Source organism: Sorangium sp. So ce375 (assembly GCF_051473855.1).
Taxonomy (GTDB): domain Bacteria; phylum Myxococcota_A; class Polyangia; order Polyangiales; family Polyangiaceae; genus Sorangium.
The window spans coordinates 5,994,094-6,008,841 of the sequence record NZ_CP150335.1 but is presented as its reverse complement, the minus strand read 5'-3'; the positions used below and the strand labels follow the sequence as shown (position 1 = coordinate 6,008,841).

At 70.0% G+C, this 14,748-nt stretch carries 9 protein-coding genes; 7 read left to right on the top strand and 2 right to left on the bottom strand.

Annotation, left to right across the window (positions count from 1 at the left end; translation table 11 throughout):
• Positions 1–178: 178 nt before the first annotated feature.
• Positions 179–2,167, top strand: coding sequence for a sigma 54-interacting transcriptional regulator (locus WME90_RS22180; RefSeq protein WP_437283167.1), 1,989 nt, complete (start codon positions 179–181; stop codon positions 2,165–2,167).
• A gap of 27 nt (positions 2,168–2,194) precedes the next feature.
• Here the strand turns inward: WME90_RS22180 and WME90_RS22175 are convergent, their stop codons facing one another.
• Positions 2,195–3,736, bottom strand: coding sequence for a Glu/Leu/Phe/Val family dehydrogenase (locus WME90_RS22175; RefSeq protein ID WP_437283166.1), 1,542 nt, complete (start codon positions 3,734–3,736; stop codon positions 2,195–2,197).
• Positions 3,737–4,001: 265 nt separating this feature from the next.
• On the bottom strand, positions 4,002–4,745 hold the full coding sequence (locus WME90_RS22170) for a hypothetical protein (RefSeq protein WP_437283165.1): 744 nt from the start codon (positions 4,743–4,745) through the stop codon (positions 4,002–4,004).
• Positions 4,746–5,789: 1,044 nt separating this feature from the next.
• Here WME90_RS22170 and WME90_RS22165 point away from each other — a divergent pair.
• From WME90_RS22165 to WME90_RS22140, 6 genes are all read left to right on the top strand, one after another.
• On the top strand, positions 5,790–8,147 hold the full coding sequence (locus WME90_RS22165) for a right-handed parallel beta-helix repeat-containing protein (RefSeq protein ID WP_437283164.1): 2,358 nt from the start codon (positions 5,790–5,792) through the stop codon (positions 8,145–8,147).
• Between the two features lie 789 nt (positions 8,148–8,936).
• Entirely contained in the window at positions 8,937–10,658 is a 1,722-nt protein-coding gene (locus WME90_RS22160) for an ABC transporter substrate-binding protein (protein WP_437283163.1), read from the top strand.
• 48 nt (positions 10,659–10,706) lie between these two features.
• Positions 10,707–11,684, top strand: a complete 978-nt coding sequence (locus WME90_RS22155) for an ABC transporter permease (RefSeq protein ID WP_437283162.1) — start codon at positions 10,707–10,709, stop codon at positions 11,682–11,684.
• A gap of 21 nt (positions 11,685–11,705) precedes the next feature.
• Positions 11,706–12,662 carry an ABC transporter permease gene (locus tag WME90_RS22150; RefSeq protein ID WP_437283161.1) on the top strand — a complete coding sequence of 319 codons (957 nt, stop codon included), beginning with the start codon at positions 11,706–11,708 and terminating at the stop codon, positions 12,660–12,662.
• Positions 12,652–13,611 carry an ABC transporter ATP-binding protein gene (locus WME90_RS22145; RefSeq protein WP_437283160.1) on the top strand — a complete coding sequence of 320 codons (960 nt, stop codon included), beginning with the start codon at positions 12,652–12,654 and terminating at the stop codon, positions 13,609–13,611. The genes WME90_RS22150 and WME90_RS22145 overlap by 11 nt, the downstream gene beginning before the upstream one ends.
• Before the next feature lie 2 nt (positions 13,612–13,613).
• Complete coding sequence (locus tag WME90_RS22140; RefSeq protein ID WP_437283159.1) at positions 13,614–14,672, top strand: ABC transporter ATP-binding protein; 1,059 nt, start codon at positions 13,614–13,616, stop codon at positions 14,670–14,672.
• Positions 14,673–14,748 lie beyond the last annotated feature (76 nt).

Genomic DNA, 14,748 nt, shown 5'->3' with positions numbered 1-14,748 from the left:
CGCCCAGCGCCCCCGGTCTTCGACGGAAGCGTGCGAGGGCGGCGCGGGCACGCGGTGAGCGCCGCCCTCGCGCCCCTCGCGCGCTTCCGTCGAAGACCGGGGGCGCCGCTGCTTCCCGGTTGCCGTTGGGAGGAATGAGGCGTAGTTGGGCAGTGTGAGCGGCTACAGGACCGGTCCCATGGCGACGACCGCGCCGCTGTCCATCAAGACAGGGGAGCTCCTCCAGGGCGCGCGCTCGGAGAAGCGGCGTGTGCTCCTGCTCGTCTATCATCATGACGGCGTCGAGATGGCTCCGATGAGCCCCGGCGTCGGCGTCGTCGTCGGCAGGGAGGCCCCGGCCGACGTGGTGATCCGGGACAGGAGCATCTCGCGGAGGCACGCGCGCTTCACGCTCGTGGGCGGCGAGGTCGTGGTCGAGGACCTCGGCTCGCGCAACGGGACGCGGATCTCGGGGCAGCGGGTCGAGAGCGGCGTGGTCAAGGCCGGGGACGAGGTGCTGCTCGGCGGCATCGTCGCGTCGGTCCATGTGCTCTCCGGCGGCGAGCTGCCCCCGTTCGGCCTGGAGAGCTCCGACGCGCTCCGCGTCGCCCTCCAGGCCGAGATCGTGCGGTCCAGGTTCTTCGGCCGCAAGTTCGCGCTGGTCGTGGTCCGCTCGCTCGGCGCGCAGGCCAGCCACCTCCGCCACTGGGGCCTCCGCGTGCGCGAGGCGCTGAGGCCCGTCGATCGCGTCGCCTTCTACAGCGCCGACGCCCTCGAGATCCTGCTCCCCGAGGTCACCCCCGAGCTCGCGGAGGAGCTCGCGCGGGCGATCGTCGCGCGCCGGGAGGGCGAGCCCGTGCTCGTGTCAGGGGTCGCCGTGTCCCCCGACGCCGCGACCTCCATCGACAAGCTCATCGAGGTCAGCCACGAGGCGTCGCGGAGCGCGAGCCCTGCCGAGCCCGTGCGCCTGGCCCCCCCGGAGGGCGCGCTGTTCTACGTCGCGCCGAAGGTCGACGGCGCCCGGCCGCCCGAGGAAGCGGGCCCGCCGGGCGCACCGCCGGAGAGCCAGTGGGAGGCCGATGGCCACCTCCTCGCGACGAAGAGCCCGATCATGCGATCGCTCGTCGAGGTGGCGCTGCGGGCGGCCCGCTCCTCGATCCCCGTGCTCCTGCGCGGCGAGACCGGGACGGGCAAGGAGGTGCTCGCGAGGTTCATCCACGACCGCAGCCCGCGCCGCGGCGAGCCGCTCATCTGCGTGAACTGCGGGGCGATCCCGGCGCTGCTCGTCGAGAGCACCCTCTTCGGCCACGAGCGCGGCGCCTTCACCGGGGCGAGCCAGCAGCACAAGGGCGTCTTCGAGGCCGCCGCCGGCGGCACCGTCCTTCTCGACGAGATCGGCGAGCTGCCCGCGGCGGCCCAGGCCGCGCTCCTGCGCGTGCTCGAGACGAAGCGGGTGACGCGCGTCGGCGCGACAAAGGAGATCGAGGTCGACGTGCGCGTGATCGCGGCGACGCACCGCGACCTCGACGCGATGTGCGACGCGGGCACGTTCCGGCTCGATCTGCTCTACCGGCTGAACGCGATGACGCTGAACATCCCGCCGCTCCGCGCGCGCCGCGACGACATCGCGACGCTCGCGGCCGGCTTCCTGGCGCAGGCGAACACGGCGGACATCAGCAAGGTCCAGTCGCTCGCGCCCGAGGCGCTCGCCGTCCTGAAGAGCTACTCGTGGCCCGGCAACGTGCGCGAGCTGCGCAACGCGATCGAGCGGGCGGTGGTGATCGCGGAGGGCGACGCGATCATGGCGCGCGATCTCCCGGAGCGCATCCGCCTCGCGGTGGCCTCTCCGAGCTCGCCGCCCACGCCCGCTCGCGCCCTCGACGTCTCGCGCTCGTCCGATCCAGGCGTCGCGCCGGCGCTGTCCCAGCGCGCGTCCGAGCCGCTGCCCTCGCGTCCATCCGAGCCCTTGCCCGCGCAGGGAGCCGAGCCGGCGCAGCCGTCGGCCCCCACGGTCGGCCTCAAGACGCGCCTGGAGCAGATCGAGGCCGATCTCCTGCTCGAGGCGCTGCGCGCCTCCGACTGGAACCAGACGGAGGCGGCGCGCCGCCTGGAGCTGCCGCTGCGAACGCTCCAGCACAAGATCAAGGTCTACGGCATCAAGAAGCTCGGGTACGGCGTCGCTCGCTAGCCCTGGACGCGCGCCGCGGGCGTCGTCCTATTGAGAGAACCCCTCCAGCATGTAGTGCGCCTCGATGCGCTTGAGCGCGAGCACCATCGCGGCGAGCCGCATCGGCAGGCGCTTTCCCAGGACGAGCCTGGTCGAGTCGTGATCTTCCGTGCGGCGCGGCCGGTCCTCCGCGATGTCGCAGATCAGGCGGTAGTTGCTCTTGATGGCTCGCTCCAGCCGCGCGTTCACCTCACCCTCGGTCCAGTGCTCCATGCGCTTGTTCTGGATCCACTCGTAATAGGAGACGGTCACGCCGCCCGCGTTGCCGATGATGTCGGGGATGACGCTGATGCCGCGCTCCGCGAGCACCTTGTCGCCCTCGGTGGTGGTCGGGCGGTTCGCGCCTTCGGCCACGAGCTTCGCCTTGAGCCGCTCGGCCACCTCGCCGGTGATGGCGTCGCCGAGCGCGGCCGGGATGCAGATGTCCGCGTCGACGCTCCAGAAATCGTCCCGCGCGATCGCCTGGGCGCCGGTGTAGCCGGCGACCGATCGCCGGAGGTTCTGCGGGTTCTCGTTGACGTGGGTCATCAGCGCGCCGACGTCGATGCCGTTCGGGTCGTAGATCGCGCCGTCGGCGTCCTGCACGGCGACGCACCGCGCGCCCATCCGGCACAGGATCTCGGCGGCGGCGGAGCCGACGTTGCCGAAGCCCTGCACGATGAAGCGCGTCCCCGCGAGCGAGGCGCCGCGCTGCGCGTACCACTCCTCGATGCAGTACGCGAGGCCCTGCCCGGTCGCCTTGACGCGCCCCTCGGAGCCGCCGATGCGCACGTCCTTGCCCGTGACGACGCCGCGGTAATTGTGCCGCTCGCGCTCGCCGTCGCTGTACTGGCGCAGGAGCCACGCCATCACCTCGGCGTTCGTGCCCACGTCGGGCGCGGGAATGTCGACGTTGGGCCCGACGAGCTGCTTCAGCCGGTACATGTACCGGAGCGATATCGCCTCGAGCTCCTCCTTGCTGTGCTCGCGCGGATCCATGCGGATACCCCCCTTGGCGCCGCCGAACGGGACATCCGCGATGGCCGTCTTCCAGGTCATCTCGGCGGCGAGCGCGTTGAACAGGTCGAGCGACACGGCCTTGTGGAAGCGCAGCCCGCCCTTGTAAGGCCCCCGCGCCTGGTTGTGCTGGACCCGATAGGCCTTGAAGCGCACGAACGCGCCGGGCTGGATGCGGTAAAGCCCCTGGTCGCCGAGGCGGATCGCGCCGTCCTGCACGTGAATCGAGCCGCTCCGGAGCGCCTCGGGGCGGAGGATGAGCTTGCCGTTGAAGAGCGGGGTGATCGCGGCGCGGTTCGGGATCACCGACGCAGGGAGCCGCTCGTGCGCCGCGGCGGCCTCTCCGCGGAAGGGGATGAGGCGGTCCTGGAGCTGCGTGGTGATGTAGAAGATGTGCTCGTAGTCGGGTTGCTCGAGCTCCAGCCTGATGCGGGGAGCCAGGCCGATGAGATCCGCGGCGGTGTGAAACACCGCCATGGATTCGCCGAAGATGTTGGTCTCTGGCTCGCGCTCTAGGAGGGGGGCGTCTTCCATCACCGTATGCTGCCTCGACCGCACGGCGGGGGTCCAACGTTTCGCGGGCCCCTCGCTCCCCCGAGCGCCGCGTCGACCGTCCGTCGGCAGCCGTGCGGCCGGCGCAGCGCGTGGGCGGGCGCGCTCTCTCGCGAGGCCGGTCGACGGACGGGCCGCCCGCCTCGCGGGGAGCCGATGCGGCTCTCCCCGCAGGTTCGGGCGGACCCTCGTGTCGGTTCACCGCTGCTCGCGGCGGCAGCAGGGCCGCCGCGTCAAGCGCGCGACGTCAGGGAAAGAGACCTCCAGCGCCACCGCCGCAGCACCCGCCGCCGAAGCCGCCGGGAAAGCCGACGCCGCCGGGAAGGCCGAAGCTGCCGGGAACGCCGACGCCGCCGGGGAAGCCGAAGCCGCCGTACGGATAGCCGCCCATGCCGAGAGGCCACCCGAAGCCGCCGTACGGCGAGGGGCCGCCGAGGCCGGGGATCCCGCCCATCTGCCCGACCGGGCCGCCGGGCACCTGCCCGACCTGGGCGCCGGGGCCCTGGAGCGGGCCGGGGCCCTGGAGCGGGCCGCCCTTGCTGATGTCGCCGGGGCCCTGGGTGATGGGCCCGCCGGGGCCCTGGAACGGGCCGCCGAAGCCGGGGACGAGCGGGCCGCCGCCCTTGATGGGGCCCTGTCCAACGCCGCCGGGGCCCTGGAGCGGGCCGCCACCCTTGATGGGGCCCTGTCCGATGTCGCCGGGGCCCTGGAGCGGGCCGCCGCCCTTGATGGGGCCCTGTCCGATGTCGCCGGGGCCCTGGAGCGGGCCGCCGCCCTTGATGGGGCCCTGGAGCGGGCCGCCGCCCTTGATGGGGCCCTGTCCAAAGCCGCCGGGGCCCTGGAGCGGGCCGCCGCCCTTGATGGGGGCCTGGCCGATATCGGTCTTGCCCGGGACCACGGGCGCGCCCACCAGGCCGCCCCGCGTCTCGTCCTCCGCTTCGTCCTCCAACGCCTGCTCGCTCGACGCCACGTCGACATCAGCCTGGTCCAAGCCGGCCTCTTTCGGAGCCGCCGCGTCGACTGCGCACCCGGTCATCAACACAGAAAAGAGCATCGCCGCGTGCGCCATCTTCATATCGATTGAGCGAACCATCCGTCCTCCTTCCATGCCCTGCTACGGCCCTCGGGCCCGCGCCGGCATGTTGAGCGGCGTAGAGAGCAGGCTGCGTGCCTGACTGCGCGTGTGCAGAGCGTGCCGCGTCGGCGACGGCGAAAGTGCATTGTCTGAATCCGCGCCGGGTGAGCGTTCTGCCCCGTTTCATCGCGCCGAGGAGCCGCCGCGCCGGCGCGCGCCGCCGTCGCCGTGCAGCGCCGATGTGGGAGGCTCTCGAGCGCTGGAGAAAGGCAAATGTCGACGCGCAGCGCGGGGCGCCCGCCGCGCGCCGCGCGCGGCGGGACGGCATGAGACGGGGGAGGGCGGCCCGACTTGCGGCTTTATCGCGCTCGGCAAGCCGCATTTCCGAAGACCTGGTCGATCCCTGCAATCAGGGGCTGCAGAGACTCGACATCTGCGCTCGTCGGCGGCGATGTTCTCATGCCTTGCGGCCATCTGGTCACGCCCTGCGCAGCCCACTTCGGCCGACAAGAGCCCAGCGCGACGGTCCTCCTGCGGCAACCTCGTCGCTGTCGCGCGCCTGTGCTGCGCTCTGCGCTGCGCCGCGCGTCGCCACGTCCTCCGGAACGACGGCGGGGCCGCCGTCCTCGAGCCGCGGACGGCCGCTCCCGCTGCATCGCGGGGCGGCCGTCCGCGGCGCTGCAGGGAAATTCGGCGCGATCACGACTCCTCTGCCTGGCAGGAGCCTGTCTCCCGTTGTAGGATTCATTACGCTGAAGGGGGCTGCGCGGCGCGCTCAGGCGCACAGGCGCCGTCCTCGTCATCCTGGCGCGGGCTCATCGACGATATCGGGCGCTCGAGGCGCCTGTTCATGGAGGCTACGCGCGGTCTTCGCGCTGCTGCGGGAGCTCTGGGGGGCCGTTCGCCCGAGGAGCGTGAGCTCGCGAGGCGCGAGGCAGCGCTTTCCAAGGAGGGGATTGCATGCGCTTCTGCGCGACGTGCGCGGGTTCACTTTGCCTGGCCGCTTGCATCGTGGTCCTTTTGCCGCTCGCCGCGGCGTGCAGCGACGCCTCGCGCAGCTCTGACGCCGCGCTCGAAGGCGGGGGCGTCGCGCCGCGCTGCGCGCCCGGGCGCGTCCTCGGCCCTGCGGGAGCGTGCATGCCGGTGGGCATCCAGGGGTGCGCCGAGCTGTTCGTGGAGGACGATGGTCTCTGCCATCCATCGATGGCGAAATGCCCTCCAGGGACGATCCCGAAGTTCGATGAGGGCTGTGTTCCCGCCGGTATCCCGCGCTGTGCTCCGGAGCTCGTGGGCGACGACGGGCTCTGCAGGCCGGCCCTGGCGAGGTGTCCGACTGGCACGTTCGCGACGCCGGAAGCGGGGTGCCTGCCGGTCGACGGTCCCGCCGGCTGTGGGCGCAGGCCGTGGGGGAACATCCCTCGTACGCCCGGGAACATCTATGTGGATCCGAGCTACTCCGGCGCGGACGGCGACGGATCCGAGGCGAGGCCCGTCACGACGATCGAGGCGGCGCTCGGGCTCGTCGCAGACGGCGGGACGATCGCGCTCGCGGACGGCACCTACGACGAGCCGGTCGTCATCACGAAGCCGCTGGAGATCGCCGGCCGGTGCGCCTCCCGCGTGCGGATCCGCGGGGTGAGCGCGACCGCGCGTCCTTCCGCGATCGTGGCCGTCGTCGACGCAGGGGAGGTGAAGCTCCATGGCGTCGAGATCGGCGGGGACGGCGCCGGCGTCGTGGTGACCGGCGCGAGCGCCGTGGCGCTCGAGCGCGTTCACATCAAGGACGCCATGCATGTTGGCGCCCTGTCGGGCGACGGCGCCCGGCTCTCGGTAGCGCAGAGCTGGATCGAGGGGACGCGCTTCGGCGACGAAGGCACGGGCATCGGCGCTTCCGCGGACGCCGGCGGCGCGCTCCTCGTGACGGAGTGCGCGGTGACGCGCAACCGCGCCGCGGGCGTGGCGGCGGTCCAGGCGGGCGCGAAGGTGGCCGTTGTGGGCAGCCTCGTCGAGGGGACCCTGTCGTCGGAGCACTCCCCGGACGGCCAGGGGATCGTCGTGAAGGACGGCGCCGAGGCGTCGATCGAGAGCACGGCTGTCGTAGGAAACCAGCTATCGGGGATCCTTGCGGTGTCCAGCGCATCCGCGACCCTCTCCGGCGTGCTGGTCGAAGGGACGATCCCCGGGAATTTCGAGCCGGCTTACGGCTTCGGCGTCTATGCAGCGAGAGGATCGCGCGTCGCGATCGACTCGAGCGTGGTCGTCGGCAACGTGGAGGCCGGCGTCGTCGTCCTCGGCGAGGGCACCGAAGCGACGATGACGCGGAGCCTGGTCCAGGGCACGGTGGCGGCCCCGAACGGCCTGTTGCTGGGCGGATTCGGCGTCGCCGTCGTCCGCGGCGCGGCGATGCGCCTCGACGACAGCGCGGTCGTCCGGAACCGCGGCACCGGGGTTCACGTAGGCGACTCCTCCGCCGAGCTGATCGCCGGCGGCGACCTCATCGAAGGCACGATCGCCGAAGGGGGCTGGGGGGATGGCGCCGGGCTGATCGTGACGGAGGGCCGCCTGGCGCTCGCGTCGAGCGCCATTCGCGGCAATGAGGGCACGGGTCTGCTCGTGGGGTACGACGGCTCCGAGGCGACCGTGACAGCCAACCTCGTCGAGGGCCATGTCGCGCCGGATCGCCGTGCGCCGGTGGGGCAGGGGATCGTCATTTACCGGGGCGCCACCGCTGTGCTCGCCGGCAACGTCGTGAGCGGCAACCGCTCCATCGGCGTCTTCGCCGGCACGGAGATCCGCGGCAGCAAGGTCGAGATCACCGGCAATCTCATCGACGGCACCTCGGGCGGCGAAGCAGACGACGAGAGCGCGGGCATCGGCGTCGCCGCGGCGGGGTACGAGCTCCGCCTGGCCTCGTCCGTCGTCCGCGCGAGCCGGACGGCCGGCGTGGCCCTGTTCGCCTCCCACGCGGAGATCTCGCAGACGATCGTGGACGGGGTGACGGGCGACCCCCGCGCAGGAAAGGGCGGGCGGCGCGACGATCTCGTCGCCGACGGCGTCCTCGCGCTCGCCGGCTCCGTCGTCACCCTGGACGAGGTGCGGGCGGAAGGCTGTGCGCGGGCCGGCATCCTGTACGACCAGAGCGCGGGCAGCCTCTCCCGGGTTCACGCCTCGGACAACCGCTTCGGGCTGGTCGTACAGGGCTCGGCCGCGCCTCTGGTGAAGCCGGGTAAGGAGAGCACGTTCCTCGGCAACAGCGCGGCAGACGAGCTCTTCGGCAGCGAGCTCCGCGTGCTGAAGTCCGCTCCCCCGCTCCCGTGAGGCGCGCCCGTGCGCGTCAGCGTACGCGCGAAACCCAAAGGACATCCAATGGAGCCTTTCCCGATACGTGGGACTCACGGTCCACGACGGCGGCGAACAGCCCGTCAGGCGTCGAAACGACGCCCGCACTACGCTGCTGGGCGCACCCCACGCCTCGCCCGCGCCGCGCCCTCCGCGGACACGAGCGTCCTTCTCCACCCGCCCAGCGGCAGTCCGTGCCTCGCCTGCGAGCGTGCCCACCCGCCAACCGGCGCAAAATTGGAAATTTCTGGTCTTGTAATCGTCCGCGGACGTCTGTATAGACCTGCCCCGGACGCGGTGAACCCCGGCGCACCTGAGGTGCCCGAAACGACGCGTCAGCGACTCGCTTACTTGCTTGCTGTGGCCAAAGAAAATAACAGTGCCAGCGCTTAAGCCATCATTCCTTATGACGCGTGATGACACCCTGAGCACCTTGAGCACCGTGAGACGGAGTTGCTGCTGCGAGCCATGACGCACCACGACATCTCCCCTGAAAACGCGCCTGAGAACGTGCCCGCCAACGCGCCTGACAGACGCGCTTGAATGAGCGGCGCGAGAACTTGGTAGCGACCTCGGATCCCCGTTGACACTGCTGTGCGAAGACGGCTACAGTGCCGACGTCTGGATGCTGGTATGGCGCACTGCGTCGCGGTGTCGAATTCCGGCGAGCCGCGCTGCCGCGTGTCGGCTTCCAGGGAGATCGATTGAGTGGGAGAGGGACGGTGGGCGCTCGGCCGTAACCACGAGGGCCCCGCGAGGAGCATTCTCATGAGGAACTGGTTGTTGCCGCGTCGGACCTTCGTGTTGTCGACGTTGCTGCTTTCGGTCGCTGTTACAGGGGGGTGTAGGAAGACCGAACCGACCAAGGAGTCCACGGGCGGCGCGAGCAACGCGCCGGGGCCGGGCAAGCCCTCGCCGGCCGCCGACACGTTCCTGACCGTCTCGATCGAGCAGCAAGCATCATGGGTGCGGAACTTCAATCCTCTCCTCGCACCAGGCAACGTTCGCTGGCCAACCGTCGCTGGTATCTACGAGCCGCTCCTCGTTTACAACACGATGAAGGGCGAGTTCACCCCCTGGCTCGCGTCGAAGTACGAGTGGGGTAACGGGAACAAGACGCTCACCGTCACGACGCGGCCCGGCGTCAAGTGGTCCGACGGCCAGCCGTTCACGGCGAAGGACGTGGCGTTCACCTTCGGGCTCCTGAAGAAGCACGTCGCCCTCGACCTGCAAGGCGTCTGGAAGTGGCTGACCTCGGTCGAGGCCAAGAGCGACTCCACGGTCGAGTTCACGCTCACGCGGCCGTACGTCCCCGGGCTCGTGTTCCTCGGGCACCAGCCGATCGTACCCGAGCACAAGTGGAAGGACGTGGCGGATCCGGTCACGTACACGAACGAGAACCCTGTCGCGACAGGGCCGTTCACCGAGGTGAAGACCTTCCAGAACCAGATCTACGAGCTCGGACGTAACCCGAACTACTGGCAGCAGGGCAAGCCCGCGATCAAGGGGCTTCGCTTCCCGGCGTACCCGGGCAACGACCAGGCGAACCTGGCGCTCTTGAACGGCGAGGTCGACTGGGCCGGCAACTTCGTCCCCGAGATCGAGAAGGTCTACGTCGGCAAGGACCCGACGAATCACCACTACTGGTTCCCGCTCGTCGGCAGCACCGTGTTCGTCTACACGAACACGACGAAGAAGCCCCTCGACGACGTGAGGGTGCGCAAGGCGATCAGCATGTCGCTCGACCGCGAGCAGATCGTCAAGGTCGCGATGAACAACTACACGCGGCCGGCGGACGCGACGGCGCTGAGCGACGCGCACGAGCGCTGGCGCAGCCAGAAGACGGTCGAGGCGGGCGACTGGGTCAAGTTCAACGTGGCCAAGGCGAACCAGATCCTCGACGAGGCGGGTTATGCCAAGGGGGCCGACGGCATCCGCGTGAAGGACGGGAAGCCGCTGCGCTTCGACATCAACGTCGTCACGGGCTGGTCCGACTGGGTGCGCGCGGCGCAGATCGTCACGCAGCAGGTGAAGCAGATCGGCGTCGAGGCGACGCTGAAGACGTACGACTTCAGCGCGTTCTTCGAGGCGCTCCAGAAGGGTACGTTCGATCTGTCGATGGGCTGGTCGAACGAGGAGCCGACCCCATACAACTTCTACCGAGATCTCGTCGGCACCGCGACCGCGAAGCCGGTCGGCGAGACGTCGGCGCGCAACTGGCACCGCTTCGGCGCCAAGCAGGCCGACAGCCTCTTCGAGTCGTTCGAGGCCGCGACCGATCCGGCGGAGCAGAAGAGGATCATCGAGCAGCTCCAGGAGATCTTCTCGGAGACGGCGCCCTCGATCCCGCTGTTCCCTGGGCCGTCGTGGGGCGAGTACAACACCCGCCGCTTCACCGGGTTCCCCAGCAAGGAGAACCCGTACGCGAAGCTGTCGCCGAACAACCCGCCCGAGTACCTTCTGGTGCTCACCGAGCTCAAGCCGAAGTGAAGTTGGGCGTGACCTGATCCGGAGAGCAGGTTAAAAGAGAGAGCTTCTGTGCGTTACCTTCTGCGACAGCTGGGCTTGTACTTCATCGCGGCGTGGGCCTCGCTCACCCTCAACTTCCTCATTCCGCGCGCCATGCCGGGCGATCCAGCCTCGGCCATGTTCGTGCGCTTCCGGGGGCAGCTGCAGCCGGAGGCCATGGATGCGCTGCGGAAGGCGTTCGGGTTCACGGGTGAGCCGCTCTACAAGCAGTACTTCACCTACCTGAGCCACATCCTTGTCGGCGATTTCGGCACATCGGTCGCGCACTTCCCCGCGAAGGTGACGGAGGTCATCGCGACGGGGCTCGGCTGGACGCTGCTCCTGTCGGGCGCCGCGGTGTTCCTCAGCTTCGGTCTCGGGACGGTGCTCGGGATCGTCGCGACGTGGAAGCGGGGCGGCTGGCTCGACTCGGTGATGCCGCCGGTCCTGATGTTCCTCGGCGCGTTCCCCTACTTCTGGCTCGCGATGATGTCGCTCTACCTCCTCGGGTTCGTGCTCGGGGCCTTCCCGCTGCGCCACGCCTACAGCGACACGCTCTCGCCCGAGTGGAGCCTGGAGTTCATCGGGAGCGTGATCTCGCACATGTTCCTGCCCGCCCTGTCGATCGTCGTCGCCACCATCGGCGGCTGGATGCTCGGCATGCGCAGCGCGATGGTCACCGTGCTCTCCGAGGAGTACATCACGATGGCGCAGGCCAAGGGGCTCTCGCAGTGGCGGGTCATGTTCACCTACGCCGCCAGGAACGCGCTCCTGCCCAACGTCACCGGCTTCGGCATGGCGCTCGGCTTCGTCCTCGCCGGCTCGCTGCTCACCGAGATCGTCTTCTCGTATCCGGGGCAAGGCTATCTGCTCATCCAGGCTGTTCGAAACCAGGATTATCCGCTCATGCAGGGGATCTTCCTCACCATCACGTTCGCCGTGCTGGGGGCGAACTTCCTGGTCGACGTGATCTACGTGTTTCTTGATCCCCGCGCCCGCGGGCGCTGACGGCTGGGTCCAGGAGAAGCGATGGCTGCGCAACAAAGCAACAGCGGGGGCGGCGGCTCCCGTGCGGCGGGATGGCTCCGCCTGCTCCTCTCGAATCGCAAGGCGATGGTGGGCACGCTCATCGTGCTCTTCTTCCTGCTCCTCTCGCTGCTCGGTCCCTCGATCGTGGGCCAAGACCCGCACGCGTTCGTGGGGATGCCGCACGAGGCGCCCTCGGCCGAGCACCTGTTCGGCACGACGGGCCAGGGGCAGGACGTGCTCGCGCAGACGATCGTCGGGGCGCGGACCTCGCTGGCCGTCGGCTTCGCCACGGGCTTCGCCGTGATGGCGATCGGCGCGGTGATCGGCATGGCCGGGGGCTACTTCGGCGGCTGGATCGACAGCGTGCTCTCGCTGCTCACGAACGTGTTCCTGATCATCCCCGGCCTGCCGATGGCCGTGGTCATCGCGGCCTACCTGCCTGCCGGGCCGCTGACGATCCTGCTCGTCCTCATCCTCACGGGCTGGGCGTGGAACGCGCGCGTCCTCCGCTCGCAGGTGCTCGCGCTGCGCGACAAGGACTTCGTGTCCGCGGCCCTCGTGAGCGGCGAAGGCAGCGCGCGCATCATCTTCCTCGAGATCCTGCCGAACATGACGTCGCTCCTCATGTCCGGCTTCATCGGCGCGACGATCTACGCGATCGGCGCCCAGGTCGGCCTCGAGTTCCTCGGCCTCGGCGACCTGAGCGCCGTCACCTGGGGCACGAACCTCTACTGGGCGAGCAACAACGCCGCGCTCCTCACGGGCGCGTGGTGGACCATCGTGCCCACGGGCGTGTGCGTCGCGCTGGTCGGGTTCGCGCTCACGCTCATCAATTACGCGATCGACGAGATCTCGAATCCGCGGCTCCGCGCGGAGGGAGCCTGGTCACGTCTGCTCAGGAGCCGCAAGGTCACGGCGGGTTCGTCTACGCCGGTGGTGAGGACTCATGGCGCCTAGTCCGCTTCTCTCGGTTCAGGATCTCCGGGTCGAGTTCATCACCCCGACGGGTCCGGTGTGTGCGGTCGACAACGTCTCCTTCGACATCGCGCCGGGCGAGGTGCTCGGCCTCGCGGGCGAGTCGGGGAGCGGCAAGTCGACGGTGGCGATGGCCATCATGCGGCTGCTCCGCCCGCCGGCGGTCATCACGGGCGGGCACGTGTACTTCGCCGGGCAGGACGTCCTGGCGATGAACGAGGAGCAGCTGCGCGCCTTCCGCTGGCGGAAGATGGCGCTGGTGTTCCAGAGCGCGATGACCGCGCTCAACCCGGTGCTGACGATCGGCGAGCAGATCGCGGATCCCATCATCGCCCACGACGGCGTGACGCCGGCTCAGGCGATGGAGCGCGCGGCCTCGCTGCTCAAGCTCGTGAACATCGACTCGTCGCGCCTGACCAGCTACCCGCACCAGCTGTCGGGCGGCATGCGCCAGCGCGTGGTGATCGCCATCGCGATGGCGCTCAAGCCGCCGTTCCTCATCATGGATGAGCCCACGACGGCGCTCGACGTGGTCGTGCAGCGGGAGATCCTGCAGCAGATCGCCGAGCTCAAGGAGCGCCTCGGCTTCTCGATCCTCTTCATCACGCACGACCTCTCGCTCATCGCCGAGTTCTCCACGCGCATCGCGATCCTCTACGCGGGCAAGCTCGCGGAGACCGCCCGCGCCAAGGACCTCTTCAGCGATCCGAAGCACCCGTACACGCAGGGGCTCCTCGGGTCGTTTCCCTCGGTCCGGGGTCCGCGCCGCAAGCTGCAGGGCATCCCGGGGTCGCCGCCCGACATGCGCAACCCGCCGGCCGGCTGCCGCTTCCATCCCCGGTGTCCGCAGGCCTTCGCGACCTGCCAGAACGAGCTGCCCGTCCTTCGTGAAATCGCGCCCGAGCACCGCGGCGCCTGCCACCTCTACTGACGATGACGATGACGCAACCTTCTGTCTCGCCTGTCCTCGACGTGGTGCGCCTGGGGAAGTACTTCCCTGTCGGCGGCGGGCTGCGATCGCAGCAGCTCCGCGCGCTGCACGACGCATCTTTCGCGCTGGCAGAGCGTGAGGTCATCGCGCTGGTCGGCGAGTCGGGCAGCGGCAAGAGCACGATCGCGCGCCTCCTCGCGCGGCTGATGCCCCCGAGCAGCGGGCAGATCCTGTTCAAGGGTCGCGACGTGCTGAAGGAGGAGCCCACCCGCGCCTCGCTCGCTTACCGCGGGCAAGTGCAGATGATCTTCCAGGACCCGTTCGGCTCGCTCAACCCGGTGCACACCATCGGCTACCACCTCGAGCGGCCGCTCCTGCTCCACAACAAGGCGCCCACCCCGGCGATCCTCCGGGAGAAGGTGCACGCGCTCCTCAAGACGGTCGATCTGAACCCTCCTGCGGAGGTCGCGCTCAAGTACCCGTACCAGCTGTCGGGCGGCCAGCGGCAGCGCGTGGCGATCGCCCGCGCCCTCGCCGTGGATCCCAGCGTGATCCTCGCGGACGAGCCGATCTCGATGCTCGACGTCTCGATCCGCATGGGCGTCCTGAACCTGATGGAGAAGCTCAAGGAGGAGCGCGGCATCTCGTACCTCTACATCACGCACGACATCGCGAGCGCGCGCTACGTCGCGGATCGCACGATGGTGATGTACGCCGGCCACATCGTGGAGGGCGCGCCGAGCGAGGAGCTGATGCAGCAGCCGGCGCACCCGTACACGAGGCTCCTGCTCTCGGCGGTTCCGGATCCCAACGGCTCGATCCGCGGTGAGCTCCCCGCCCGGTCCGGGGCGCCGAAGCTCATCAACCCGCCGCCGGGCTGCCCCTTCGCGGACCGCTGCCCGAGCGTGATGAACACGTGCCGGGAGCAGATGCCTGGGGCCGTCGACGTCGGTTCGGGGCACTGGGTCCGCTGCCACCTCTACGCGCCCGGCTCCGTCATCGCGCCCTCCGCGCTCTACGATCGCACGGTGCCCGCCTCCGCCGAGGCCGGCCCTCTCTAGAGCGGTGGTCACCCGCTTCGGATACGGGCCCATCTCGACGTTTTCGGTGCTCAGCGCACCGGAGTGCGCTTCCGCG